General features: G+C 46.3%; 9 protein-coding genes. 2 read left to right on the top strand and 7 right to left on the bottom strand.

Going from position 1 to position 25,780, the window contains the following annotated elements; all coding sequences use genetic code 11:
* The 5 genes from NDI48_24705 to NDI48_24685 all read right to left on the bottom strand — a co-directional run bounded on the left by NDI48_24705 (position 1) and on the right by NDI48_24685 (position 16,828).
* Positions 1-3,249 (bottom strand): UvrD-helicase domain-containing protein, encoded by a 3,249-nt coding sequence (locus NDI48_24705; GenBank protein ID MEP0834370.1) that lies wholly within the window; start codon positions 3,247-3,249, stop codon positions 1-3.
* A complete protein-coding gene (locus tag NDI48_24700) occupies positions 3,233-5,968 on the bottom strand; it encodes a PD-(D/E)XK nuclease family protein (GenBank protein MEP0834369.1) in 2,736 nt (911 codons plus the stop codon). The genes NDI48_24705 and NDI48_24700 overlap by 17 nt, the downstream gene beginning before the upstream one ends.
* Before the next feature lie 636 nt (positions 5,969-6,604).
* The gene (locus NDI48_24695) at positions 6,605-12,931 is read right to left on the bottom strand and encodes a DEAD/DEAH box helicase (GenBank protein ID MEP0834368.1); all 6,327 of its coding nucleotides are present in this window, start codon (positions 12,929-12,931) and stop codon (positions 6,605-6,607) included.
* Positions 12,928-13,848 (bottom strand): hypothetical protein, encoded by a 921-nt coding sequence (locus tag NDI48_24690; protein MEP0834367.1) that lies wholly within the window; start codon positions 13,846-13,848, stop codon positions 12,928-12,930. The genes NDI48_24695 and NDI48_24690 overlap by 4 nt, the downstream gene beginning before the upstream one ends.
* Positions 13,838-16,828 (bottom strand): hypothetical protein, encoded by a 2,991-nt coding sequence (locus NDI48_24685; GenBank protein ID MEP0834366.1) that lies wholly within the window; start codon positions 16,826-16,828, stop codon positions 13,838-13,840. Before NDI48_24685 ends, NDI48_24690 begins: the two co-directional genes overlap by 11 nt.
* Before the next feature lie 417 nt (positions 16,829-17,245).
* On the opposite strand from NDI48_24685, the gene NDI48_24680 reads away from it, so the two are divergent.
* Positions 17,246-18,421 carry a WYL domain-containing protein gene (locus tag NDI48_24680; GenBank protein ID MEP0834365.1) on the top strand — a complete coding sequence of 392 codons (1,176 nt, stop codon included), beginning with the start codon at positions 17,246-17,248 and terminating at the stop codon, positions 18,419-18,421.
* Between the two features lie 64 nt (positions 18,422-18,485).
* On the opposite strand, the gene NDI48_24675 is transcribed toward NDI48_24680, so the two are convergent.
* Entirely contained in the window at positions 18,486-22,646 is a 4,161-nt protein-coding gene (locus tag NDI48_24675; GenBank protein MEP0834364.1) for an ATP-binding protein, read from the bottom strand.
* 205 nt (positions 22,647-22,851) lie between these two features.
* Here NDI48_24675 and NDI48_24670 point away from each other — a divergent pair, with 205 nt between their 5' ends.
* The gene (locus tag NDI48_24670) at positions 22,852-23,043 is read left to right on the top strand and encodes a hypothetical protein (protein ID MEP0834363.1); all 192 of its coding nucleotides are present in this window, start codon (positions 22,852-22,854) and stop codon (positions 23,041-23,043) included.
* Between the two features lie 65 nt (positions 23,044-23,108).
* Here the strand turns inward: NDI48_24670 and NDI48_24665 are convergent, their stop codons facing one another.
* Entirely contained in the window at positions 23,109-25,586 is a 2,478-nt protein-coding gene (locus NDI48_24665) for an NACHT domain-containing NTPase (GenBank protein ID MEP0834362.1), read from the bottom strand.
* Between the last annotated feature and the right edge of the window lie 194 nt (positions 25,587-25,780).

Genomic DNA, 25,780 nt, shown 5'->3' with positions numbered 1-25,780 from the left:
TTAGGAGCCATTACGAACAGATGCCGTTGCCTCAACAGTAGAAGAGTTCCACTCGGTTGGCTCATTGTGACGTAGCTCGCAAATCTCACTATAAGAACACCCCCGACAGTTTTCCTGAGACGGCACAGCAGGATAATGTCCATTTAAAATGCCCTGTACCAGCGTTTGTACTTCCTGACTTGCTATTTTCAGTTCAGTAGCATCAAAAGTGTGCAATTGGTTGTGCCGCAGATAGGCGATGTGAGCCTTTTGGCGTGCTAAAGCCCAGGCATAAGCCCAAAGCTGAAAACGGTGGTGCTGGGGAGTTACCTCTTGGTCTGTTTTGAAGTCTAACACCCAGTCATTGCCAACTAGATCGACAACACCGTTAAGCCTTAGCTGTTCCACGGTTAATGTCACAGCCTGTTCCCGACTCGCCAATGCCTCCTGGAACAAAGCAAAAGCTGGGTCTCGATCGAAACGTTGTGCCAGCGCGATCGCTTCTTCTACCCATTCTCGACTAACACTTCCCTCAGCGAAACGAGCCAGAGTGTCTGCATCTCGAATACCGCGTTCCAGTGCCGAGTGAACGAGAGTTCCCACCTGCGACGCACGAGCAACACCCTCACCCAACCCCGGATGTCCCTCGACAAAGCGGAACTGAAATCGCTTAGGACAGCGGGCATACTCGCTCAATGCGGTTACTGGCAATTCAAATAGTCCCGAACCAACCGAGTTAATTAGAAGTTGGGGCAATGCGTCAGGTATCGGCGGTGCTGGGGGGACGGGAGGCAGGGCGTTAGCCGGATTAAAGGGAAGCTCTTCAATCAAAATACCTGCCGCCTCAAGACCGGGACGCAGCCGCTCTAACCCTGTCCCACGAGTATCGGCGGCTGTTAGAATGAGCTGGTCGCGGACTCTCGTTAAAGCCACGTACAAAACTCGCAGCGCTTCGGCTTCTTCTCTCTGTTTTCGCAAGTGTTCTAAGCACCGATAAAGCACAGGTTTTTGCTTTTCCCCAGCATCATTTTCCCAAGCGAGGGCAACTCCGAATTCTGGGTCAAAGTAAATTGGCTCAGTGTTGGTGTTAGGCTTTGAGCGTGTCAGGTCAGTCACGACAACAACAGGCCACTCCAAGCCTTTCGCTGCATAAATCGTCATCAAAGCCACAGCATCGCCAGCTTCCAAAGGCAGTCGAGGGACGTTGACCTCTTTATCAACCAAACGCTTGAGACGGCGCACCACACCAAACAAGTCGCCCGTTCCTTGCTCCAAACTCCGCACCAGTTCCCGAAATCCTCGCCAGTCAGCTTCCCGTCGAGCAGCTCCTGGTAAGTTAGCAATAACGGCGGTGTATCCTGTTAATCGGTCTGCTATCTGTAGGAGGCGTGTCGGCGGTTCTTCGTTGCGTTTAAAAAGGAGCTGATTGAGGACGTTCACCGCTATTGAAAGTTCTGGAACATCTGCGCCTTTAACGTGCTGCCACCAGGACGTTTCTTTCGGCAGGGTTTGGACAACGGCAAACAGGACGCGATCACTTACAGCAAAAAACGGACTCCGCAGTACAGCAATCAGCGCTAGGTCATCATTCGAGTCAGCCAAAAACCGCAACAGCGCCCAAGCATCTTTGGCTTCTCGCGTAGCCATAAGATTACCGCCTCCCGCTGGAGCAATGGGAATTCCTACAGCCGCTAGCGCTTCCCCATAAATTTCCAAAGGTTCCCAGGTGCGTGAGAGAATCGCAATATCTCCCGGTGTCAGCGGACGCAATTGGTTAGTGCGTTTATCATGAATTGGTGTTTGAGCATCAATCATTGCCTTAATCCGCTGGGCAATGTGGTGTGCTTCAACCAACTGGCGTTGGGCTTTGTTTACTCCATCTTCCCCTTGAACGACTTCAACCCGCAGATGAGGATGAGGGTGAGGGGCTTCGTTACGATGTGCGCTTAAGTCTTGGTGGAGTTCGCCTAAAACGGGTGCAAATATGCCGTTAATCTGAGTGATGAGGGATTGATGGGTGCGGAAACTTTTGTTGAGTATGACTTCAACGCCATCCGTATTCAGGATGCGATCGCGAAACTGATTGAAGACTCTAACATCGGCTCGCCGGAAACCATAAATGGATTGTTTCACATCCCCGACAATCGTTAGCTGGCTGTGGTGAGTCAAGACCTCCAGTAACTCGGCTTGAGTGGGGTTGGTATCCTGAAACTCATCAACTAAAAAAACCTGCCAGCGCTGTTGGTAGTAAGATTGCACTTTTAGGTCAGACAGCGCCCGGAGGGCGTGAACTTCTAAGTCAGCGAAGGTCAGGATTCTCGAACGGCGCTTTACACTGTTCAAGTAGTCCAGGACTGACCCATACGCTTCTCGCAGTGCTGGGAGCATTTCGAGGAGTTGGGTGTCTATCGAGCCGAATTCGAGAGTTATTAAGTCAGCATCCAGTGCCTTTTCGACTTGACCCCGCAGGTTCTTGAGGACATCTTTAACGATTTCTAAGGCTCCTGCCTGCCAATTTTTTTTGCTCCCGACGTTGAGTTTAATGCTGTTGATTGCTGCCAATGACTCTTGGAGGTTCTCTTTGCTCTCTATAGCCGTCATGGCTTGCACTGCAACTTGTCGAAATTCCTCAAGGCGATCGCCTGCTTTTCCTACAAATTGATTCAGGGTGTTTCGAGCTTCTTCCCAACTCGGATGGTTTAACAACTCCTCTAATGCCTGCTGTTGTAACTGCGCTGCCAAGTTCGACCAATTTTGCGTTCCCTTACACAAAGCGCGTTCGGCAGCAATGGGGTCTGCAATTAAGCTCTCCAATGCCTTAGACATTAAAGAGTAGGGAATTAGCTCATATAAGCGAGCCGGTAACTGAGCTAATGCAGCTTCCAGACAATCCGACAGCCAAAGTTCGCCCTCTAGTTCGTCTAGGATGGTAAAATCTGGTGGAACCCCCGCCTCGTTAGGGTGTTCGCGACAAATGCGGCTGGCGAGGGCATGAAGGGTACTAATCTGAGCGGCTTCTAATTCCGCTAACAGGTCAGTTCGATCCGGAAGCTGTTTGGCGACTAAGGCACGAATGCGCGATCGCAATTCCTTCGCAGCCTTCTCAGTAAAGGTCACTGCGACAATTTCCAACGGGGAAAAGTCGTTCTCCCGCAAATAGTAGAGGTAGCGTTCAGCCAGCATATGGGTTTTACCCGTTCCCGCACCGGCTGTTACGGCAACGCTAGTTTTGGCATAAGCGGCGGTTTGCTGTTCAGTCGTCAGACTCATGTTGAAGCTCTAATAATTGTTTGCGGCTCAAGCGGGTTCCCTTGCGACAAACCAAGTCAAAGGGACAGGTTCTACAGGCATTTCTGTCAACATCAGGTTCAACGGGGTAGTGTCCCATCTCCAGATGAGATTTGACCCGCTCGGCAAAAGCTGCTAGTGCTGCCTCGTCTCGTTTGGGTTTAATTGGCTTGCGCGTCTTTAGCGAGTAGTAGTAGGCATCAGTGACTGTCTCACTGGGAAAAAGCGTTCCCACCACATCCATATATATAGACAGTTGGATATCCAACTCCGCTTTGCCAAGCGCGTTTTTTACTCCTGCTGGTTTTGTAGAACTAGTTTTGTAATCGAGTAGAGCCAGCCCGTTGGGAGTTCGGTCAATTCGATCTACTTGTCCCTTAACCCTGAGTCCCTGCCATAGGGCTTCCTTAAACTCCGTCTCTAGAGAAACTATCTCCACACCCGCTTCCAGAAACTTTGGCTCGGTAAGATTGAGGCTCAAAACCTTGAGATGCTCGTCTCGGCGCACATCCCACGCAGAAAGGGCGGGGAATTCTAAATCCTGCTCGGCTTGCAGGAATGCCATTTTTAGTTGTTCGGGTCCAACCAAATGCAGGTCAGCAGCACTTGTTACAGGAGCTAGGGCTAACTCTAGGCTGCGGTGGTAGAGTTGTCCTTTAAGTGCAAAACCCAAATCCGACTCAGCTTCCTGTAGTTCCTTGAGACGGAGTACCTGTTGAGCGAACCATTTGAAGGGACATTGCCCTAGAGTTGTGAGTTGGGAGGCGCTGAAGACTCGCGAAGTCGGGTCAATCGCTAGACCAACCACCCCGTCAAACTCATTGGCTGGCTCTGGACTCTCACGCCGCTGCTCGATGCCCCAAGCACGGACAGCATTTGCAAATACTGAGTCGGTTAGTAAAGCAAAGCTAGGTTCTTGAGCGTCGAGCAAACCATCTCGTCTGAGGTAAAGCCGACGGGCTTCTTCCAAACTGGCAATTGGTAACAAAAGAGGAGGAAACGCTTCCAAGCCCAACTGTTTTAGATAGGGCGTTGGCAGGGATGGCTCTTTCCCAATTAGCTGGGGATAGGAGAAAGTCACGGTGGTTCCTGCCACCTGCAAAAGCGTCCAGAAGGAAAATGCCTCCCGTTGAGCGGATTGGGCAGCGGTTTCAAAAAGAAATCCGTGTCTGACTAACCGTTTGCGTTCGTGGAAGTCCAGCACCGGGTCATTTTCAATTGGGGCAGGCAAAAGTCCCTCGGCGGTTCCCAGGACGAAGACGTGTTGGTAGTGAGCGCCAAATAGAGAGAGTGGCGTGTGCAACTCTACCCCACCCCGACCGGGTTGGGCTGGAACGCTTAGCAGCGCCAGGGTGTCAGTAACATCTTGAATAAAGTCCTCCAGACTAATCCTCTCGGTTTCCGGTTTAGCCAGGTCTACCAACGCTTCCTGCACTCGATAGAACGCAACAATTTCTCGCGCCCAACGTCTGCCACGTCGTCGCAGCTCAAAGGTATTGAGTACGTCTTGTAAGCGCTGCACCCACTCAGCACGTCTATCCCGTTTCGGCCAGTCAAGTAATGACAGGTCAACTCCCAACTTCTGCCAATCGTTGCGATTGCTGGGATGGCGCTTGCGAGCCTCTGCCCAAATATTGGCAGATAACTTTCCAGCCATTGGGTGACTCAGCAGTTTCGCTGTAGACTCGAAGGGGAAGTTATCTCTGATGACTTCGAGTAATAGTTGTACCCACGCACCCAACCGAGTTTCCCGCAAGGGGATGCCGTAGAGAGCGCGGACGGGTAGGTCATATTCCCAGGCAATATCAATTACGGTAGGACCGTAGAAGGCATCATCGCGGGCAACCAGCACGATTTCATTAGCAGCTACTCCCTCGTGCAGCAAGTTTTTCACCTGAGCAAGAACTCCCCGCACTTCAGCTTCCAGGTTGGGATAGACGTGAGCGCTGACCCCAACTGGGACGGCTGTGCTATCAAGAAAACACGCTGATAGCTGCTCTCCCAAGAGTTCGCGATCGCTCCAGGTGTTTGGCTCTCCTACTATTTTCCTTTTGAAGTCTGAATTTTGAATCTTGAATTCATCCACTACCCAGCCTTGTTGCTGTAGCCAGCCTATGGCTTCTCGATTACTGGTGAAAATATCCTCCTCGGTACAGGGCAAAATCATCACGCTGCCCTCGCCAGCTACAGCATTCAAAAATGCCAATTCGTCCCTACGGGGATGGAAGTAACCATAGATAAAAATTGACTGTCGTTCGGGTTGGAAGCGGGTGGCTTGCCAAAAAATTTCTGCTGGGTCAATTGCTCCAACGGCTCTCAGCCTTACCTGGTAAGCATCGGCTAAACGTGCTAACTGCTGCACCCGCTCACCCAAAAAATTTTTCAAAGCCTCCAAATCTACACCAGCTCGGAGGATGGCTTTGAGGGCTGGTGTAAGAGCGCGAGCGGTTCCTTCGATATCTAAGGGATTGATGACTTCACGAACAGCACTACGCAGGGTTCGGTAGGCTGTTAAGGGAGAGGCGACAGTCAAGCCGTTAGTGCGAACCCACTTCTGCGCTAAGGTTTCCAAGTTTTGGTGCGGGACTTGCAACGCTCGCGCTGCTTGTGGCGTGGGAGCGAGCGCTCTGAAATGAGGGCGATTGGCTAACTGCTGGAGTAGCGGCTGAGGTATTGAACTGAGATAGAGAGTTCGCTGCATTTACCTGCCGCTAAGTTCTGAAATGTTCCTGACTATACTGACACTGGTCATAGATTAATGGCTAACGATTATTGAATAGCGATCGCTGAAGAAGGAACGAAGTCATTTACCCTACAAGGGTAAATGACACCCGCCTACACCGTTCTGGCACAATCTTGGAGTTGGTGCAACATACGTAATCCATCACAATCCTCTGGGAGTGTAAGTTCTTCTTTAAGTGTTCCCACCCGTAGAGGCGAGTTTGACAACTCTCTCAAATGAATTTATTGATTCCAAGCTATTCGACTCAACGCAATAGGCTCGTTTTTGTTAGGCTATCGAAACTCTACACCTCAACTTGTCGGTCACCCCGTTGACAAATTCCAGCCGACTGGAATTTGTCAACGTATCAAAATAACGTAATATAATCCGTGTCCTGGTAACAGGACACGCTCGCATTTTCTTTTCGCACGCTTGCTGGGAAAAAGGGAACAGAGGGTATCCGTTAAAGGGAAAAGTCGAAAAACGGGTTCCCCATATCACGACTGCGGCATGACCTACGCAGCATGAGGTGAAAGCAAGAATTCTTCTAGTTCTACGCCAGACGACGCGAGAAACTCGCTTGGAGGCTATCGAGATGAGTTGCTTAAAATGCTTTTAACTTTGTCTATTGACCACCACATAGGTTGGTTCTGTCACGCGGTATGTTCCACCTGCTCTTGCTTCTAAAAAGGCCATCCCTTTATCAAAAATAACCTTGTACTCCTGACCATCTTGTCGGTAGATTTCCAGATCGCGGCCATGAGGGAGATCAAAACGTTCGTGCCAGCGTTTAACGTGAACTTTAAGATTATTCTTGGTCGGCTGGAGTCGAGTGAACACTGTTGTTAACTTCTTTGATAGCTCGGAAGCATCCCTAGCATCCCTATCCTCAACAGTTAAAATGAGTACCTGAGACTCAGAGTCTAATCCGTCGCCTTGCAACAGGTCGGCCAGAATTTCGGCTCCTGCCACTCTCAAGTAGCGATCGCGATACACAAGCTTCTTCACCTTGCTCCCCAACAAAACACGCTCTATTTCAAGTTGCTTTCGGAGTTCTGGCAGGCTGAGGTCGCCGTGCCAGTTGGGGTTTGTAGGTTCTAGGGAGAGTACCCAGGTATCTGGGTCTTCCAGCTCTTCTGGTTGGATAACTCTGGCACGCTCACGCAACTCTGATAACCGATTGAGAACCGTCTCAACGCCTTCAGAGCTGCGGGTTTGAAACCATACCCGCGATTCATCCTCTAAGTGCTGGTACAACTGTAGCGCTATCCGACTGGTTTGTTTGGTGCTTAAACAGAGAATTGGGAAAGCCTCAGCATCAGCAGACGCCTGGTAAAGCTTCACTAGACCTTGGTCTATCCACTGCTGTAAGCGTTTACGCCATACCTTGACGTGATCTCGCTTCCCTAAGTCTGAATCGGAAACCGCATTGGGTTCTGGTAGATGACTCACAATCAATTCCAGTGGAAAGCCACTACGCTCCATTGAGTAAACTGCATCTGTTAGCAGATTTAACCAAGGCAGAGTTGAACCCTTATTCAAACCCAACTCATCTGTTAGCTGAGGCAAATAAATCAGGCTATCTGGTCCAGCCATCCGGCAAAGTGCAGGCAGATTATCTGCAATCTGAGACAAACTGACTCGGTTGGCATTGGGGGCAAAATTTTGCAGGTCTTCATCAGGACTAACCCGCTCAACTATCGGTCTGAGAAAGTTTGCCACCAGATGACGGTTCAACTGGGCATGAAATGGCTGGTTTGAGTAAGTTTTCAAGCAGTCATAGCAACTGGTTTCACAAGTGCAGGAAGAAACGATTTGATCGGTTTTTTTCAAGACTTCATCGAAGCGATTGGCAATGCGCCTGCTGTATCCTGCTCCCCCTGGAACATTGTCATAAATAATAATCTCAGCTCGTCTGTCTGCTAGGGGTACAAACAATCCATCCAATTCTGTTCGAGGTACATCAATCACTTGGGCAGCTGCCGCCAGCAGTGCATAGGTGAGAGAGAGCCAAAACTGCAAACCAGGGTTCTGATTGTCTGCATTTAAAGCAATTGTTCCGTCATCTTCGTATTGAATATCTGACCCAAACAGGGGTATGGGTTTTGTATTGAGGTCGAAGACAATTTTCAGCAAATCGCTGCGGAATTCATGCCCCAGATGAGTTAGCTCGTACCAACCCGAACACTCCTTGCCTGTAATTGGATGATAATGAGTAGATCGCGATGATGTAGAACTGAGTGAGGACTTTTTACCACGTTTCTTTTTGCTATTTTTTTCGCGTTCTTGTTGCACCCAATCACTGAGATCGCGTCCACAGCTATTACAAATCGCAAAGCCCTGCTTGTCGAAGCCTTTACCATTCCCCAATGAACCCTGATTCGCTAGAAAGAAGTTTCCTCCTTTGCTCACAGTGAGGGTGTACAGATCTAACTCAGACGGCAGACTCTCTGAAGAATCGCCATCATTTATTAAGAAAATCTGCGAGATCGGCTGGCGCTGACTCTTGATGTAGGGTGTCACTTTTGAACCTGCTGTCCAGTCAGTTGTGAATGCTTTGGGAACCTTATAGACCTTCATTTTTTGGGCAGCAGGTGAGGGTGGCTCCTGGCGACAGACGGGACAATCTTCTACTAAGTCGTCTTCCCTATTGGAAGCTATAAAATTATTACAGTTCTGACAAACCCAATAGTATTTCTTTTCTAGGTCTCCTGGTTTGAGAATGCCAACACTTTTGTAAACCCGGTCATCTACAACTATTTCCTGGTCCGGAGCATATTCACCAAGAGCAAGGCGGCGATCGCGCTCTAGTCGATGCCTTCCGTGAGCAGAGTTGTATCGATCGCTCTCCCCAGTCAGGAGGCGAACCACATCAATCGGAAAGCCATAGATGGGTAAAATACTGGCTTGGGCAAGTTCGTCATGTAGGCGACGTGCGGCAATCTTGTCTAGTTCACGCTTTGTGTAACTAATGAGTTTGGCAATCTTCTCCAAGTTTTTAGTTTCAGATGGATCGATAACCCGCTTTTGCAGCTGAGCCATTACTTCTGCTAAGCTATCCCAATCTTTAAGCTGCTGCTGTTGAAACTTAGTAATCTCTTGGGCAAATTCCTCAAGCACCGTAGCAGCTTGACCCCCCTGTTCGCTATCTAACCGAGTTAGCCAAAGCACAGTTAGGTCAAGAGCTTCATCCGTGTTCAGCCATTCTTGTAGTTGGCAGCTCATTGCATCAATTGGGGGAGTGAACTTCCCAGAAGAGGCTGGAGCTTCTACAGGTAACTTTAGAAATTGGGCAATCGTTACTTCTTCTGCACCGAGACTCTGCTTTCTCAAAAACGCAGCTAGTAATTCTGCTCGAATATGGCGCTGCTGAATTTGGAAATTACGGGAATCAAGTTTAGGGATCTGATTGCTACCAGCAATTAGCTGTTCGGGTTGCTCAAAATAAAAGCGGTCATGGGGACGGCGCTGCCCATACATTAAAGTAACAGCCACTCCATCTGTTCGGCGTCCGGCTCGTCCAGCTCTCTGCTGGTAGTTGCTCACATGGGGGGGAAAGTTACGAAGAACCACAGCTTGTAGCTCACCAATATCTACACCCATCTCCAATGTTGTAGAACAGCTAAGCAGATTGATTTGACCACGACGAAAACGGTTTTCGCGTTTTTCTAGTTCGCCGACACCTAACTGAGCTGTATGTTCTTGCGATCGCAGCGGCAACGGTGAGCGTTTTTTAATGAGATACTGCTGATGATGTTCGTTTGCAGCCTGTTCAATTCTTTCGGCTATGTAAGCCTTGAGTTCCCCATCACACTTATAAGCCGGACATCTCTCCACATGGAGTGTCCGCTGATTGATTTCTAATAGGCTTGATAATTCTGGAACATGAAAAATCTGTTGACAGCGATTACACTGATACCAATCTTGCTGCGTCTCAAGAATATTTAACCGCTTCCAGTTGAGTTGATAGCCATTCTTAGCTGGAACCAGTAAGCGATACTCTTTAAGCCGCTCAAAAAGCCAGATAAAATCTTCTCTATTAGGAAATTTATCGCCAAAGAGTTGTAAGAAATACCAACCCAACCGATTTGGCGGTTGCCTGACCTTACCGTCTTTCCAAGGCATAAAAACGGGAGAGTCTTTAAATTTTTTCTTTTCATCTTCCGACTTTTCCAAAAACAGATAATTTTTTGATTTGCCCTGAGCATCTACCATTTCAGGACGCCCTCCATCAACTCCTCCAGTTTCTGGGAAATAGCTAGATGCTCCTTCAATACTGACAATTCCCGTGCGCCGAATAATGTCTGTAAGAACAATCAAGAAAATTCGAGCTTCACCCTTGGTTATTCCAAATTGACGAGCAACCCAGTCAATCAGGCGCTCGTCTAATTGAATATGACAAGTTAATAGTGCAAATGCTTCTAAGGTCGAACGGCGGTTAAAAGGAAGGGCAAATTCCCGAAGTAGTATCTCCTTAGCGCGTTTCTCAGCACTATCTTGGCAATCCCTCTCATTTTCCAGACTTTCCGGGTCTTCTGGACAATAGCTGAGGTAATTACGCCTAGAATCTCGGTCAGGATGGGAGATAGAAATTTCAAAGAATTTATTCTTCAGTTTATCTGTCACCTGAGTGACCGAAGCGAGACCAACAGCATCCTTGACCTCTTGGAATGCTTGCCAAAGCATCTGGCGATAGACCATCTCTGTGTGAGTCCGTTGATAGTCTGAGGCAAAAAATGCAGCATCCTGACGCCCATCCGAAAAGGTTAGTAGTTTGCGCTTCGAGGAGTTTCTTTCAGTCTTTTCTGGTTCGGGTAATAGCTCAAAGAGGCTATCAATCATTGCCTCTAATGGAGCATCGGTGTAAGCGACAAACCGATTAATGGCTTGGGCACGAATTGGTCTGGCACTACAAGCAGCACACTTGGGTAAATAGCAGCCATCCAGATTTTTATCATCTTGTTTGTAGCGATGCCATGCTAAATAAAATTCACCTTCTGCTGCTGGTGTTGATGTGAAGGGTTTATCTGAAGGAATACCAATCCAAGCATTCCGCCGAAATCGAATTGTAAAAGTCTTTAGTGCTTCTGATTTTTGTTCTTCCTCCTCTTCGCCGACTTCCTCTTCTTCTGTCACGCTGTCTAAGATGCTAGAAGTCAGAGTGTAGATTTTGGTATTCTCTCTTAACCCTTGAGTCGATCTGGGCAGGGATTGTAGTTCTCCCGAATCCTTGCGTTGAGTAAAGGCATAGGCTTGACCGCATTGCGAACAGCTTCCCAATTCCAGTACCGGGGAAGTACAGGAATCACAGGTGGTTTTTTCATTCAGATAAAGACGCCCGTATTGTAGCGGACGCTCTGAATGATTTGGATCGCGCACAGCCCCCGAACAGTCAGGATTGATACAGGTATAAAGTCCTTCTAGACTGCGAAAGAGAAGATGAAGTCTAACGGGTAGTAAAGGTAAGTCCTCTGGGTTTTCACGAGCTAAACTACCTAACTGGAGTAGATAAGCCAGTGCTAGCTTGGCATCTGTATCATCGACCGAGCCATCTAATTTAATCGGCAGATTGACACCCCACAATTCTGTAGAGCGAACAACCTGTTCCCAAGGCTGAGGCTCACGCTTGAGTAGGTTGATCAATCGATGCACTAGGGGATGTTGTTTGAGGGCACACCAGAGAAATTTGTGGATATCTCCGTCAGCTTGAGACTGTGCTGCCTCTAATTGCTGGGCAGGTACAATTGCACTGAGTTGATCGAACCATTGACTTATAGGGGCATCGGGTTCTGGCAATTCTAGAATGCTCAGATACTGCAAAATCTCTTCATTCGTCAGTTCAGCCGGTAGAGTGTGAGGCTTGCCAAGTCTAGCTTCGGCAGTGAGGCGATCGCCCCGAATTACCTGACTAAACGATTCCCCAAAAAGCTCTCCGGCAAAATCCTTGACGTTCTGATCAACTCGCTTATCCCCTAAGCTAGCACTGGTAGCAATGCAGCGAATTTTACCCTTTTGTTCCACACCTACAGAAGCTTTAAATCGCTCCAGTAGCATGGAAACTTCAGTACCCTTAGAACCATCGTAAGTGTGAGCTTCGTCTACTACCAACATCTTGAAGGTATCCACTGAAGCCTCAAAGATTTTCCTTCGCTCTATAGGGCGAATTAACATATGCTCCAGCATAGAGTAGTTGGTAATCAGAATATGAGGCGGTGCTTCCCAAATTTCCTCTCGTGAGAGCAGTTGAACCTGGCTTGTTTTCTCAATAGCTTGCTCGATTAATCTCTCATCATTTAAAGATTCTCTTTCTGCCTCGGTAAATAGCTGGCGTAGTTCCTCTGGTTCATAGGCTTCAAATTCTGCTGCCAGGGACTCTAATGCCTTTTTTTTCTCTTTTTCAGTCCGGCTGGTGTAAAATCCAAATCGAATCCTCGCTGTCTTTTGACGACACAGTAATTGCCGCAGGCGTTTAACCTGGTCATTAACCAAGGCGTTCATCGGGTACAAAATTACTGCCCGTACTCCAGCTAATGATAAGTTATCTCCTTCTTTGAGCAGCATATCCAGCATTGGAATCAGGAAGCACTCTGTTTTTCCTGACCCCGTGCCAGTGGCAACGACAATGTTTTGCTGTAGCTGAATAACTGCCCGGAGTGCTTGTTCTTGGTGTTCGTAAAGGGGACGGCTACTGGGTGTGAACAGACTCGCCATGTCTTTTTGCAAAACCCCCTGATTGACCAACTCGCTAACACTGTTTGCAGTTCGATAGGGTTGGGACCCTTCCAGGTAAGGGTGCTGCCAAACGTTTCCAGGTTGCTCCAGTAGTTGCTTCAAACCGTAGCGTAGATGGGGGTCACGCAGCGGGTAAGCTGTGAGCAAGTGACGGATAAAGTCTTCACGGGGCTGTTCGACTGCTGCAATGGGGTCAAGATAACTTTTCATACTAATACACATCCCAAACGATTAAATGCTGCTTCCACGAGGTGACGGTTAGCTGGTTGAAAATAACGAGTCCTGTAGTGATCGCTATCAGGCTTAGACAAAGCCCAAAGCCATCGAGCGTAAGCACTTTGGAGAATAATTCCCTGTAGATTAAGTTTGCCTTGTGCTTTATCCCAAGGGATTTTAATAGGAAATCCTGTTTCCTTGTCTCGCTCAAACATTGCCAAAATTGCTACATCTGGCTCTAATTCATAAAAATGTGGTTCTTCAAACCAGAGATACTCACCAGTCGGGATTTTTAATAAATCCTGGTTTTTGAGACTTTTATGATGACACTCTTGCCATCGATCTTTCTGAACTGCATCTCCGGGGATATATCGCCGTACACTCTTGCCTTTTTCCCAGTTAATTGAAAATGGATCGGCTGACCAAGGAGAGCGCAATTCAGATTTCGGCTTGCGGGGAGATGGTAAACGCTCAACGCTATCATCGACTGTAAGTAAACGAATGCCAACTTTGCTGAGGCACTCCTTCATTCTGTGAAGGTGCTGTACTTCCACATCTAGTTGCAATGGATTATGGCTATTCTGTTGAGTGTGAAGTGCTTGATGAGCCAAATGGAGATAAGCGCGATCGCCCCGAAATAGCAAACCTGTTAAGTTTTCCTGCTCTGCTAAGACTAAGCTTGGTGGAGCCATACAATAACAGTTCCGAGTTCCTGCCAGAATCTCTCCCTGTGCTTGTAATTCATGGAGAGCGTCCAGAACTTTAGCCTCAAAATCTTGTTGCTCCTCATTCGGAGAAAGACTTGAACGTAGTAGAGAGACAATCTGATATCTGGTTAAAGCCAATGGCATTGCTGGATTACTGGGATGACGATGACTGCTTAGCAGTAAAGTAATTTTTTCAGTTAACATTCTTGTATGATTTTTTTGTTAATTTTATAATTTTATTTTTTCTTGCTTTTATGTTTTGTATGGTTTTATGAATTTGTTCGGTTTTTATTGCAATAAATTTAATCTCAAAGTCACAATCTTTATGCTTAATACTGTTTAATACAAAGCGTAAATTATTTAATTTAAGTAAATCTAGTTCTCGATTATTTAAGTTTTTCAATTCTATTAAAAATGAAAAATGATAATTTCCATTCTTTAAACTTGAATCTAGATACATTTGGTTTAAAATCAAATTTTTGAGTCCACCATTTTTAAGCGTTCGCTTGGTACTAGATGCTAGGCGACGAGATACTAAGCTATAGAAACTATCAATGAATCTATTTTTTGTTAAAGAAAATTTGTAGAAACACAACTCAAGCTTATACCATTGAGAAATTAATGGTGATGGCGGTTCTAGTAAAGCTTGTAACTTCTCTAAAATAGCTCTGAAATTCAACCATTTAGGAAAATAGTACGGATTAGTTTGTAGGCTAGAGATAACTGTTTCTATCCATTGGCAGTCATAGTCATAATTCAGGCAATTAATTGCCTCCCAGAAATCTCTAATAGGTTCGTTATCTAGGATGGTGTAGCAGTAAATTTCCAAATATTCGTTTTCTTTGGTTTCATCAGGTAGCTCATATTGATTACTGCTGCACCACCAACCAAAATTTTGAGGAGATGACTCTGAGCTGAGTAACTGGATATGATAAATCCCAGCCGGGAGCTTCAAAGGAACACTGATTGATTCTTCTGGTTGTTCAGCTAATAAGATTTCAATGTCTACTGGTTCCCTTTGAGGTAGTAGGAAATTCCAGCAAGACAGGGAATACTGACAATTAAGTTGCAATCCAGAGATACTAATTGCTTGATTTTCCCAGGTCCAACTTATAGGCTTCGTCTCAACCAGTCGCTGCCATTCTAAACCTAAGCGTTGATAATCTAGTGCATACCAATCTGACTGGGGCAATAAGTCATACAGGGCAGCCAGACTAATATTTAAGTGTCCTGATGAATCTGCTCGCACTATCGAAAATCTTTTATCATGTCTATTTGACAATAACAACGTGACTTCTTCTAGAGTCCATAATTCTTCAATCTTGACTTCTTCTGCCCAAAATTTATCTAAAGATTTGTACTGAATCGGTAATTTATCTACTCTGCCCTGAATATTGCTATGCTGAGGCGTTGCAGGTAGCCTCTCTACAGATGTTTTGAATAACTGATATGCTGATTTAATCTCAAAGATATAAGACCAGCGATGCTCTTGATTATAGAAACGAACTTCATAAGCGCCTGGTTCAGTAATCCATTGCTCCAGAGGAATTGATTGCCATTTGTCACTTGGTAGGAATTTCTTAGTGATAATATCTATAGATTGCTGACGGATGAGGTTCTCAAGGGATATTTTAAAGCACGTTTCTTGATTGGTAGGAGGATACCAAAAGGTAGGAGTTTCTAGATAAATAGATTTATTGCCATTAAGCTTCAATCCTGTTAAAATGGGCTGTTTATTACTAGAAATTTGCCAATGTATCAACTGAGGATTGTGTTTATCATTAGAAGGAAAGATAATAGCAGATTTACTCGCATTCAGCCTAAAGCGTTTACCCTGCCAGCCTCTAATACTTGAGGGCACACAGCTATCTAATATTTCAATCCCATTTGATAAATCTAACTGAATCTCTTTGGGAGTAAAGCAAATAATTTCTTCAGTTCCCCTGATGATTGGACTAGCCATGTTGAGCGGGAGGCGATCGCCACTCCAGGCATCAAAAATCAAACAAGGCAAATCACTAGCTACACCTTCAAGCTTCCAATCAATTAAGCATTTACCCTGGTGATCCAATAACTGCCATGTCCATAGCTCTGCCACACTCCTTACATGAACAACTTGTTCGGGAATTATGAATTCTCCAGAAGTAAGAATTTCCCCCTGCCAAGAGACTTCCGGAATTTGACAGTAGGTTCCACCCAAGTACTTCCATTCCTTTTTCCAAGGACTTTGTTCTGGCAGCACTAGCTGAATATATAAGGAGTCAGCAACATCCAAGACTAGGGATAGAGGCTTTTGGCGACGGCTGATAATTTTGCCACTACTCCCCTTAGGACGCTCCTTAGGAGTTAAAACTTGAATCAGGCTATCCCAATTTCTCAAAAAAAAGTTCTTTGGTAAGTCATAGTTTCCTAGCAGTTGCTCGCGCTGATTCTCATCTTTTAGCTTTTCGGGTGATATTCCTTGGCGTTCAAGTTCTTGAGCCACTGTAGCAATGCCTTGAACTAACTGCCCAGAGATTGGCTCAACTTCATCTTCTTCCTTCTCCGAGCAACTAGATTTGAGGAAATGAATTAGAGTTCTCCATTGAGGATGCTTTTCCTGGCAAAAATCAAGTAGTTCCTGGGAAAGCTCATGACTGCGGGTGTGGGCAAGTTCCCACCATCCATACTCATCTGAAACTTCCTGAACTAACAGGGAAAAGTGTTTAAGGTTTGAAGAGGGGATGCCGCTCTGTAACCATAAAGTTGATACATACTTATGCCCTCCCTTAGCTCTGACAAGACCCAGATTATCAATACCTTTATCAATAATGTGACGGAATGCGTTTTCTACCTTTTGGCTATGAGATAGCTTCAGAATACGGCAAAAACCTTGCCAAAATTTTTCGTCAGAACTTGAATCGTAATAGGCATACTCAGATGCAGTAAAAGTTAGAAGCTTGAGCCAATCCTGGTGAGATTTGTTAAACCGCTCACGTAGAGAGTCATAAGTAAGGTTATTGGAGCCTAATCGCCTTAAGTTGGAGCCAAGACTATTCCGAATTCGATCTGTGTCTTTTTTGGGAAGGCGGACACTACCCAAGAACCTAGAACCAGCGGGGCGATCGCGATGAGTCCAGTGTGATGAGATTTGCTGCCAAAGCTCCTCTGTGTGTTCAGATATAGAAAAGTTAAAACTAGTCATTACTGGGTAGATAGATAGCCAAACTGATTAACTTAAGTAATTCCTTTAACAGCGTTTCCACTTTGAAATGCTATTGCTCCGAGTTCAGAGGTTGCCCTGACTGACAAATCGAGAGAGGACTTACTTATAGAGTTCCCGGAATTTCACACGAAGTAGCAATTTTGACTGAAAAAGCACAATCAATATAGAAGGCTGCTTAGACGGGAGCTTAGGACGTTATGTCAGTCAATCAGGGCGTAGCCTGAATCCCTTTTAGCACCCTATCTCAACTGCATAGTAGCAAGGTTCTCTCCTACCCCCCTAAAAATTCCCAGTATTTAGTCAATTAACTAAAAATACCTAAAAAGCTTGTCTAGGCAAGCTTTTAGACATTAACCTGAGTACATACTGATTATTTTTTTTAACTTGACACATAAAATGGTCAAGAAGGCTACCACCCATCCCTATGCTGACCTCCCTGCTTTTGAGCGGTTAATACTGCTGATTGCTACCTTTGTGCAGTATCCCGGTGTAGGCAGTAGTGATTCTAGTGATGCAGTCGATAGTAAATCTGGAGAGCATCATGATGCACTGGTTGAGGTGTCGCTGCGCTTGCAGGAAGTAGCTCGTGACTGTGGTATCGACTTGCCAGCCTATTCAGTGCATACCCTGCGGAAAGATTTGCGTACATTGCGTCGCTACAAACTTCTAGACGATCGCATGTATCGTTGGGGCTACTACCTAGGTACTGGAGCAATGAGTCGAGCCGAGTTACAGGTTGCTCTTAATGCCCTGCGATCGCAGGCTAACTATCAACAGGAGCCTCAAGTCAGCCGAATTTACCAAACATTAATGCGGCGGCTCCGCGGATTGGAGCTAGCTGGTGAATTTTGCTACCCAGTTCGATCCCAAATCAACCGAGCGATCGTCTACACCAATCCTGAAGAAATGATGGCTCACAGCAAGTATCGCGGCACCCTCTTTGAAAGACTAGAAGAACTAGAAGCCACCATTATCCGAGGGCAAGCGATTGAACTTTACCGAAGTCGTAATGCTTATCAAACAGGAGTTACTCACTATCTCACTGTCTGGCCTGTGCAACTCATCTACTCTGACATTGCCTGGTATCTCCTGCATGAGGATTGTCAGAATGGGCATCTTGCTGCGTCAAGGCTTGATCGCTTCAGCGATCACTTCAAGCGGCTTGATGTAGAGGGTCGTGGTTCAACAGCACAGTGGCAAAGTCTCCAGGTTGCCAATCGGCTGATCGAAGCTGGCTGGGGTCTCTACTTGGGTACAACAGAGGAGCAACAGCTAGAACGGCTTGGGCAGTTGGACTTTACCAGCGTGACTGTGCGTTTTTTCCCAGAAGTGATGGCATTCATTCTGGAAGGCGAAAAACGTCATTCCAGCCAGAAAATTTACGAGGGACCCAAAGCTCCAGATGGCAAACCGACCTACGTGGACTACAACGTCAAACTTCCACCCCGCTCGCTCAATGAATTCAGCCGTTGGGTTTATCGCTTTATGAACAGTGCCCAATTCCTAGAACCTTTAGAAATGGTCGAAAAGCACAAGCAAGCTGCTCAGGATTTGCTCACTCGTTATCTTTAAATTTCTTGCTGGCTGAATTTTGTACAGCGGCTGATACTGAGTTGTAAACGAAGGTGGATTCAATCTATCGTCTGTCCATTAGGCTAGTCAAACTAGAGATAACCGCGATTAGTTCGGATGGTTCAACGGGTTTTGTGATATGCATCTGATAGCCAGATAACAGGGCAAGCTTTCGATCCTCCTGCCGTGCATAAGCGGTGAGTGCGACAGCGGGAATTTTTCCGCCCTGTGTTGGAGGGAGCGCTCGCACAAGGCGTATGAACTGATAACCGTCTTCTTCGGGCATACCAATATCACTCACCAGCACGTCAGGTTTATTGCTTTCCAGCAACTCCAAGGCTTGCACAGACGAGCCAGCCGTGATCACAGATGCTTGGGCTTGTTCAAGAATCACCTTAATTAATTCACGCGCATCTGGCTCGTCATCCACAACTAGCACGTTGACTCCACTGAGGTTAGGTGCGTCAGGGTCAGTGGAAGCGTTGTCACCTGTTTCTAAAGTAAGCTCCTGGAATTCAACAGTTTTGGCATGAACCGCAACCAGCGGTAGGGCAACCACGAACGTCGCACCAAGTCCTGCTCCTGCACTTTCAGCCCGAACCGTCCCCCCATGCAACTCGGTCAAACTGCGGACAATAGAAAGACCCAGTCCAAGTCCTCCATGACGGCGGGTGGTAGAGCCATCGGCTTGTCTAAATCGCTCGAACACATAGGGTAGAAACTCTGGCTCAATTCCTTGTCCGGTGTCAATGACGCTAATTTCAACGTGCGATAGCACCCGCTCCAAAATTACTAGAACCCTACCTGCTTTTGGGGTGAATTTAATCGCATTTGATACTAGATTCCAGATGATCTGTTGTAATCGTGCTGGGTCGCCTGAAACAACCCCGGCTAGGGGATCTAACACCTTCTGTAAGCGAATCTCTTTAGCTTCTGCTGCCAGTCGCACGGTTTCCAGCGCGGCTTCAATCACTGACACCAAATCTACCCGCTGCACATCCAGCCGAATTTTGCCAGAAATGATGCGGTTCATGTCCAACAAATCCTCGATCAGTTGCGCTTGCATTCGCACATTGCGATCGATCGTATTCATGCCTTGCTCAACCATCTCTGGTTTGAGTCCGCCTTTGCGAAGCAGTTGCGACCACCCCAAGATGGCGTTAAGTGGCGTGCGAAGCTCATGAGACAGCGTTGCCAGAAACTCATCTTTCATGCGACTGACTCGCTCAGACTCCGTTCTGGCTGCCCGTTCCCGCTCTAGCAATTGTTCTCGTTGTTCCAATAGCTGTCTCTGATCGTCGATATCAGTACAGGTGCCAAACCAGCGGATGATGTTTCCCTGGCGATCGTGGATGGGAAGTGCCCGCCCAATGAACCAACGGTAAGCACCATCAGAAGCCCGACGAAAGCGATATTCAACCTCGTAAGGTTCACCCGTTTTGAGGGAATGCTGCCAAACTTCTACAGCGCGATCGTAGTCATCAGGATGGAGGTAATCTTTCCAGTTCCAACCTTCGTCATGGGTGTGGGGCATTCCCGTGTAGTCGTACCACCGCTGATTGAAGTAATCGTGATAGCCGTCGGTTGTGGTACTCCAAACAATCTGCGGCATCGTATCGGCGATCGTCCGAAACTTCGCTTCACTTTCACGGAGGGCAGTTTCTGCCTGCTTGCGTTCACTGATATTGTGGAAATAGACCGACAGCCCTTCGGTCGCGGGGTAAATGCGAAGTTCAAACCAGGTGTTGAGGGCTGGATAGAATTGATCGAGTTCAATCGTAATCTGTTGTTCGGCTGCCTGACGCAACGCCTCCTCAAACGGTGAACCGACCCAATCAGGAAAGGCCTCCCATATCACTTGACCCAGTATCTCAGATCGGCTTTTTTGCAACAAATCTTCTGCTTCCTGGTTGGCGTAGACGTAGCGCCACTCGCGATCAATCGCCACGAAGCCATCCGTAATACTTTCTAGGATAGATTCGATGCGGCGACGAGCGGTTGCTTGACGCGATCGCCCTAACTCTAAATTCGTTGCCACCCGTGCCAACAGTTCCCGCGCACTAAATGGCTTCACCAAATAATCATCGGCTCCGGCTGCCAATCCCTCAACGGCGGCTTCTTCGCCCGCACGAGCCGAGAGCAGCAGAATCGGAATGCCACGGGTTTGTGGATCAGCTCGGAGTTCCCGGAGCAATCCAAACCCATCGAGCCTTGGCATCATCACATCCGTTAACACTAAATCTGGAACTTGAACACGAACAGCTTCCAGGGCAGCTTGCCCATCGGCAACCGCTTCTACGTCATAGTGTTTGCTCAAGAGCCGTTGCAGGTAATGACGCATATCTGCATTGTCATCTGCCAACAAAATCCGAGCAGAAGAGCGGTGAGGCAACGCTTCCCCTACAGACGAGGGGTCTTCTCTGGTTTGGGCAACCCACCCTAGGGCTTCCTCAATATAAGAAATTGCGCCTGAATCGGTTGAGGTTTGGGTTCGGGTCGCCTGAATACATTCTGGTGGCAGGTGAACCGAACCCATTGGTAGCCGCACGACAAAGGTACTACCTTCATCTACAGCACTATTGACGGCTACCGCGCCGCCATGCAATTTGACTAATTCCTGCACTAGCGACAGCCCAATGCCTGACCCCTCGTAGGAACGGCCCTGTGCCCCTGCAACGCGATGGAAACGCTCAAACAAGTGGGGCAATTCCGAAGCTGGAATGCCGGTTCCCGTGTCTTTAACAACCAGTTCAACCCCATCTTCTACAGAGTGCAGTGAGACTGAGATTTCACCCTCAAATGTGAATTTGAAGGCGTTAGAGAGCAGATTGAGTATAATCTTTTCCCACATATCGCGATCAACATAAACTGGATCGGGCAAAGGTGGGCAATCGACGACAAGTTGCAATCCTGCCTTTTCGATCGCGGAGCGAAACACACTAGCCAGATCGGCAGTGAGGGTTGCTAAATCTGTCGGCTCATAGACGGCTTGTATCCGATCGGCTTCAAGGCGGGAGAAATCTAGCAGGGTGTTGACGAGTTTCAACAGACGCAAGCTATTGCGGTGGGCTACAGCGATTTGTTCCCGTTCTGCGGTTGGTAAGTTGCCGCTAGAGAGGACATCTTCGAGCGGATTCAGCATCAAGGTCAGCGGTGTGCGAAACTCGTGGCTGACATTTGAGAAGAAGACTGTCTTCGCCCGATCGATTTCTGCCAGCATCTCGGCGCGGCGGCGCTCTTCCTCATGTACCTGGGCATTGCGGATAGAAACCGAAACCTGCCCAGCCAAAAGTTGGTAGAACGATTGGTAGCTTTCATCCAAACCGCAGTTGGGACTAATGCCAGCGATCAGCACTCCTAAGGGCGCACTCACATTTGATGAAGGAATGGGCAACGCGATCGCTTGATGAACACTTTCACCCCAAGGTCCGCCAGGAATCGTAATGTAGCGGTCAATCCCTTCCACAATCGCGGTGTCACCTGCCATGACTTTTGTGAAAGGCCATAAGTTCGTTGAGGTTTCAATCGCGACAGTAGTCGGGGCGATTTCCTCATTGGCGTCCACCCTGACGCTGCCGTACAGCCGCAGTGTCTGGTCATCCGGCTCGCGCAAGTAGATCAAGGCAAACGGCACATCGAGCGGATATTCAGCGATCGCCGCCAGGATATCACTACAGGTAGCATCCACGCTGCGTGTCTCACCCCCCCGTGCTGCCAAATCGCGCTGCAACCGCAAGCGCCGTTCGCCGAGTACCTGAATCGTCACTTCGCTACAGACGCAGAGCATCCCGCGAATCACCCATTCGTCGTCCTCCACAGCGCTGTAAGACAAGCTGAAGTGAGCTTCCTCGTTGTAGCCCTTTCGATTCACTGCTAGCATTTGGTCTTCCACCCAGTTGGGAATCCCGGTTGTCATCACTTGCGCGATCATCGGTCCTATAACATCCCAAGATTCGGCTTGCGTCTGGCGAATCGAGCGTCCCAGCGCACCCGGATGCTTCGTTCCGATTAAATTGATGTAGGCGTCGTTGTAAATCTGAACTAGCTCCTGCTCCCACAGCAAGATCATTGGATAACGCGAACCTAAGAGCGTGCGAACGGTTGATTTCAAACTCTGTGACCAGGATTCCACTGGCCCTACTGGAGTTTGTGCCCAATCTAATGCCTGCATCCGCTTTCCCATCTCACCGGAATTGGGAAAAGGACTCGTTCTTTGTCCGTTCATTCGCTCTCCTCCCTCTCCTCCATGTTAGGCATCTCGCGGTTCGGGTTGGGAGAGTCGGGGTTGGTATCGACGATATTGCTCTTAGCTCGAATCAGGTCTGCAATGTTACATCCGATTGTCCATCAAAGGATAGAAGCCATGCTCTGTCGTTAGGGATAACTGTGGAATTGCGATTGCTCGGGCGGCAAACTGAAGTGGGCAAGCGATGTCGTCGCTACCCTTTCCTGGGAAAATTGGACGAGTGCGCTCGCTCTTGTTGGCACTTCATGTTGGCGTTTCGACAAAAAAGGGGTTTGGTGTCCCCACTATATATACCCAGCAGGTACAAGAACTGTCAAACAATGTGGCAGAACTGGACGGGCAAAATCTGCCACAGGCTGTGGCAGCAATTCCTTGAGGTCATAATGTTCTGTTGCTCTCAAAATCAAAGTTCTGGCAAATGTTCTATATTGTAATTTCTCTCTATGCCTCAAGCATTTTTTGAATTTCACTAAAGGGTAAAAGCAATGTTGTTTGGATATATTCTCTAGTCTCACGATTGACATAACATTGCGAATGAAGGCAATCTAATAATAATTTGTTAGCGTAACAATAGGCTCTTAACATTCCCCATTCTTTATTACTATCTAATTGCCAGTCATAATCAATATTGCGATATTTCCTATTTAAGTCTTTGAGTTTAGCCCCCCAAGTACCACTATCATTCTTATACCACTGATAATATTCATCCCAATGCTCGTAAACACCTTGTGGTAATTGTTGATATAGTTGAACAAGCTCATCGAGAAACTCTTCATCCTCAGTCACCTCTATTGCTAAATATAAAGCCTCAGATAATGTATAGAAATTAGTGTCATCAATTGGATGTTGATTATCCATCTCATCAAAATCATCGGCTTTGTAACCATCGGATTGACAGAGAACAATAGATGTAAATTCATCATTTTCAATATCTCTATTGGCAATCCTATCTAACAAAGAGGCTTGAGCGCGAGCATGAGTCAAATTAAAGTCTAAAGCTAGATTTGTATCATCAAGAGAAGCATGAAAATTTCCCATGCCGAAGCCCATACCAGAGCCTATGTAAAAACTTAATTGTAGGCGGGGGTCTAACGACTCTAATAAATCACTCATGTCTAAGGATTGCCACTCTTCCAAAAATGGATAATTGGTATTATCTAATATACAAATACCCGCAGCTAGACAAAGGTAAAAGGCTCTAATTGCATTAGGAAGATGAGAGCTAGATACTTGAAGAGATTTTTGATTAGCCCAAGTTAATAATTCCTGAATATGTCTATCCTGTGCGGCTGCTCTATCAATCTGAAATTTCATTAACAGCAAAAGGACATCAGCACTTGTTAACATTTCAGCAGTTAGCAGGAAAACTTCATGCCATTTTTTATAAAAAGTGTATTTGACTAAGAGCTTCAGAGCCAAATCATCAAATTGCTCAGGATTGGCTTTAGATACAATTTCTCTGGCAGTAAAGTACTCATGGAAGGTTAGATGAGAAAATGAATAAACTTCTCTGGCTCTTTCCACTAATAACCCATGCTGGGACTCAATAGATTTTAAGACAGCTTCACTATCTAGCAGTAAAGCATCTGGGGCATCAGAGGATTCGGGAAAGTTCTTAATATAAGAAGCGATATATTCCTGCACATTCCGTTGTTTCCAAAAATACTCCCCTTTTTCAAAGGTTATCAAAGCTAAATGGCTAAGTAAATTTTCTTTACGTGGTACTGAAAGATGTTTATAAGCATTATCCCGTTCAATAGCACGAGTAGCGTCCCATTTTCTTAAAAGCGTATGGGTTGCCCTTTGATATAATTCAGTACGGCTATTAGGGAAATCTCCAGCGTCTTCAAACTCAATACATAATAAAGTTAGTAGGAGCGGATTATTAGCTAGTTCTTTAACTGATTGATTGTTTCTAATGTTTTCCATAAAGCGTTTATCGAGGTTAGAATTTTTGGCTGAGAACCATTTACTGACAAAAGCTTGGATTTGTTCTTGGTCAAAATCAGCAACTTCTACATCTCTAAATTGCTCAAATGTATATTCCTTTGCAGCAATTCTGCAAGTCACTATCAATTTGATGTTAGAAAATCTTTGACAAATCTTATTAATCTCTCTTAAGACACGCTTGTCGTATTCCTGTCGAACTTCATCCAATCCATCTAGTAATAATAGTATTCGTCCGGCTTCAAACAAGCAAACTACTTCGCTCCTGTCAACCTTGTTATTGGATACTTCTTTGCAGATGTAATCAAGTAAACCTATTTTTAAATCAGGATTTGCAAAATCCCTGAGAGATACAAAAATTGGGAGATAATTGCTGAAAATACTTCCGGATATACATTGGATTGCTAGATACCTTAAAAAGGTTGTTTTTCCGGCTCCTGGTTTTCCTAGAACCATCAATTTTTCATACTTTTTGGCAGCTTCTAACCCAGATACTCTTTCCTGAGAAACTTTAAGAAACCTTAATTGCTCAGAATAATTTGATGAGTATTCGCGGGTCAGCTCATCAATGCTTTTTCGCTGATTCTTACTAATTTTTTCCAAAATATTTACCGTTGTATAAATATGCTTGACCTCAATAGAATGTTGCATATCTAGTACGCGCATTATTCCGCATTTTTGAATAATACTTGATTGGCATTTTTGCCGAGCTTCTATAACTAGCTCGTCGATTAATTCAATAGTCTCAGGCTCAGATAAATCAGCAACCTCTTTAGGCTCTAGTTGAAGAATTTGACAGAGTTTGATGAAGTTTTCTTTTTCAACAGGCTTACTAGCAAAGAAGTTATAGATAGTAGCTTGAGATAGTTCAGCTTCGATCGCTAATTTTTGTTTTGTATACCCAACATTGTCAAAAGATTTTTTAGCGATTTTAGAGCCTTGAACTGATAGCCTAGAAGAACGTTTCGACATAATTAGTTATTTGTGGATTAATAAACTATTCCACTCTAGCAATCAGTCATAGGAAGTTTATATAGCATACCTATGGCTTATCTCTAAGTTTTCTATAAGATGATTATTCTCGCTTTATTTCCCCTAAAACTAGGTGTGATTACTCCCACGGTTCCCCATTTCCTCCAGAAAACCCTTATTCCATGTTTTCCCTA

It is taken from the genome of Microcoleus sp. AS-A8, assembly GCA_039962225.1.
GTDB lineage: Bacteria > Cyanobacteriota > Cyanobacteriia > Cyanobacteriales > Coleofasciculaceae > Allocoleopsis.
This window is presented reverse-complemented; position numbering and strand designations above follow the sequence as displayed.

What these genes read in the sequence shown, in the direction of transcription:
- NDI48_24705 (MEP0834370.1), bottom strand. Translation starts at nt 3,249, where the DNA reads ATGAGTCTGACGACTGAACAGCAAACCGCCGCTTATGCCAAAACTAGC.
- NDI48_24700 (MEP0834369.1), bottom strand. Translation starts at nt 5,968, where the DNA reads ATGCAGCGAACTCTCTATCTCAGTTCAATACCTCAGCCGCTACTCCAG.
- NDI48_24695 (MEP0834368.1), bottom strand. Translation starts at nt 12,931, where the DNA reads ATGAAAAGTTATCTTGACCCCATTGCAGCAGTCGAACAGCCCCGTGAA.
- NDI48_24690 (MEP0834367.1), bottom strand. Translation starts at nt 13,848, where the DNA reads ATGTTAACTGAAAAAATTACTTTACTGCTAAGCAGTCATCGTCATCCC.
- NDI48_24685 (MEP0834366.1), bottom strand. Translation starts at nt 16,828, where the DNA reads ATGACTAGTTTTAACTTTTCTATATCTGAACACACAGAGGAGCTTTGG.
- NDI48_24680 (MEP0834365.1), top strand. Translation starts at nt 17,246, where the DNA reads ATGGTCAAGAAGGCTACCACCCATCCCTATGCTGACCTCCCTGCTTTT.
- NDI48_24675 (MEP0834364.1), bottom strand. Translation starts at nt 22,646, where the DNA reads ATGAACGGACAAAGAACGAGTCCTTTTCCCAATTCCGGTGAGATGGGA.
- NDI48_24670 (MEP0834363.1), top strand. Translation starts at nt 22,852, where the DNA reads ATGTCGTCGCTACCCTTTCCTGGGAAAATTGGACGAGTGCGCTCGCTC.
- NDI48_24665 (MEP0834362.1), bottom strand. Translation starts at nt 25,586, where the DNA reads ATGTCGAAACGTTCTTCTAGGCTATCAGTTCAAGGCTCTAAAATCGCT.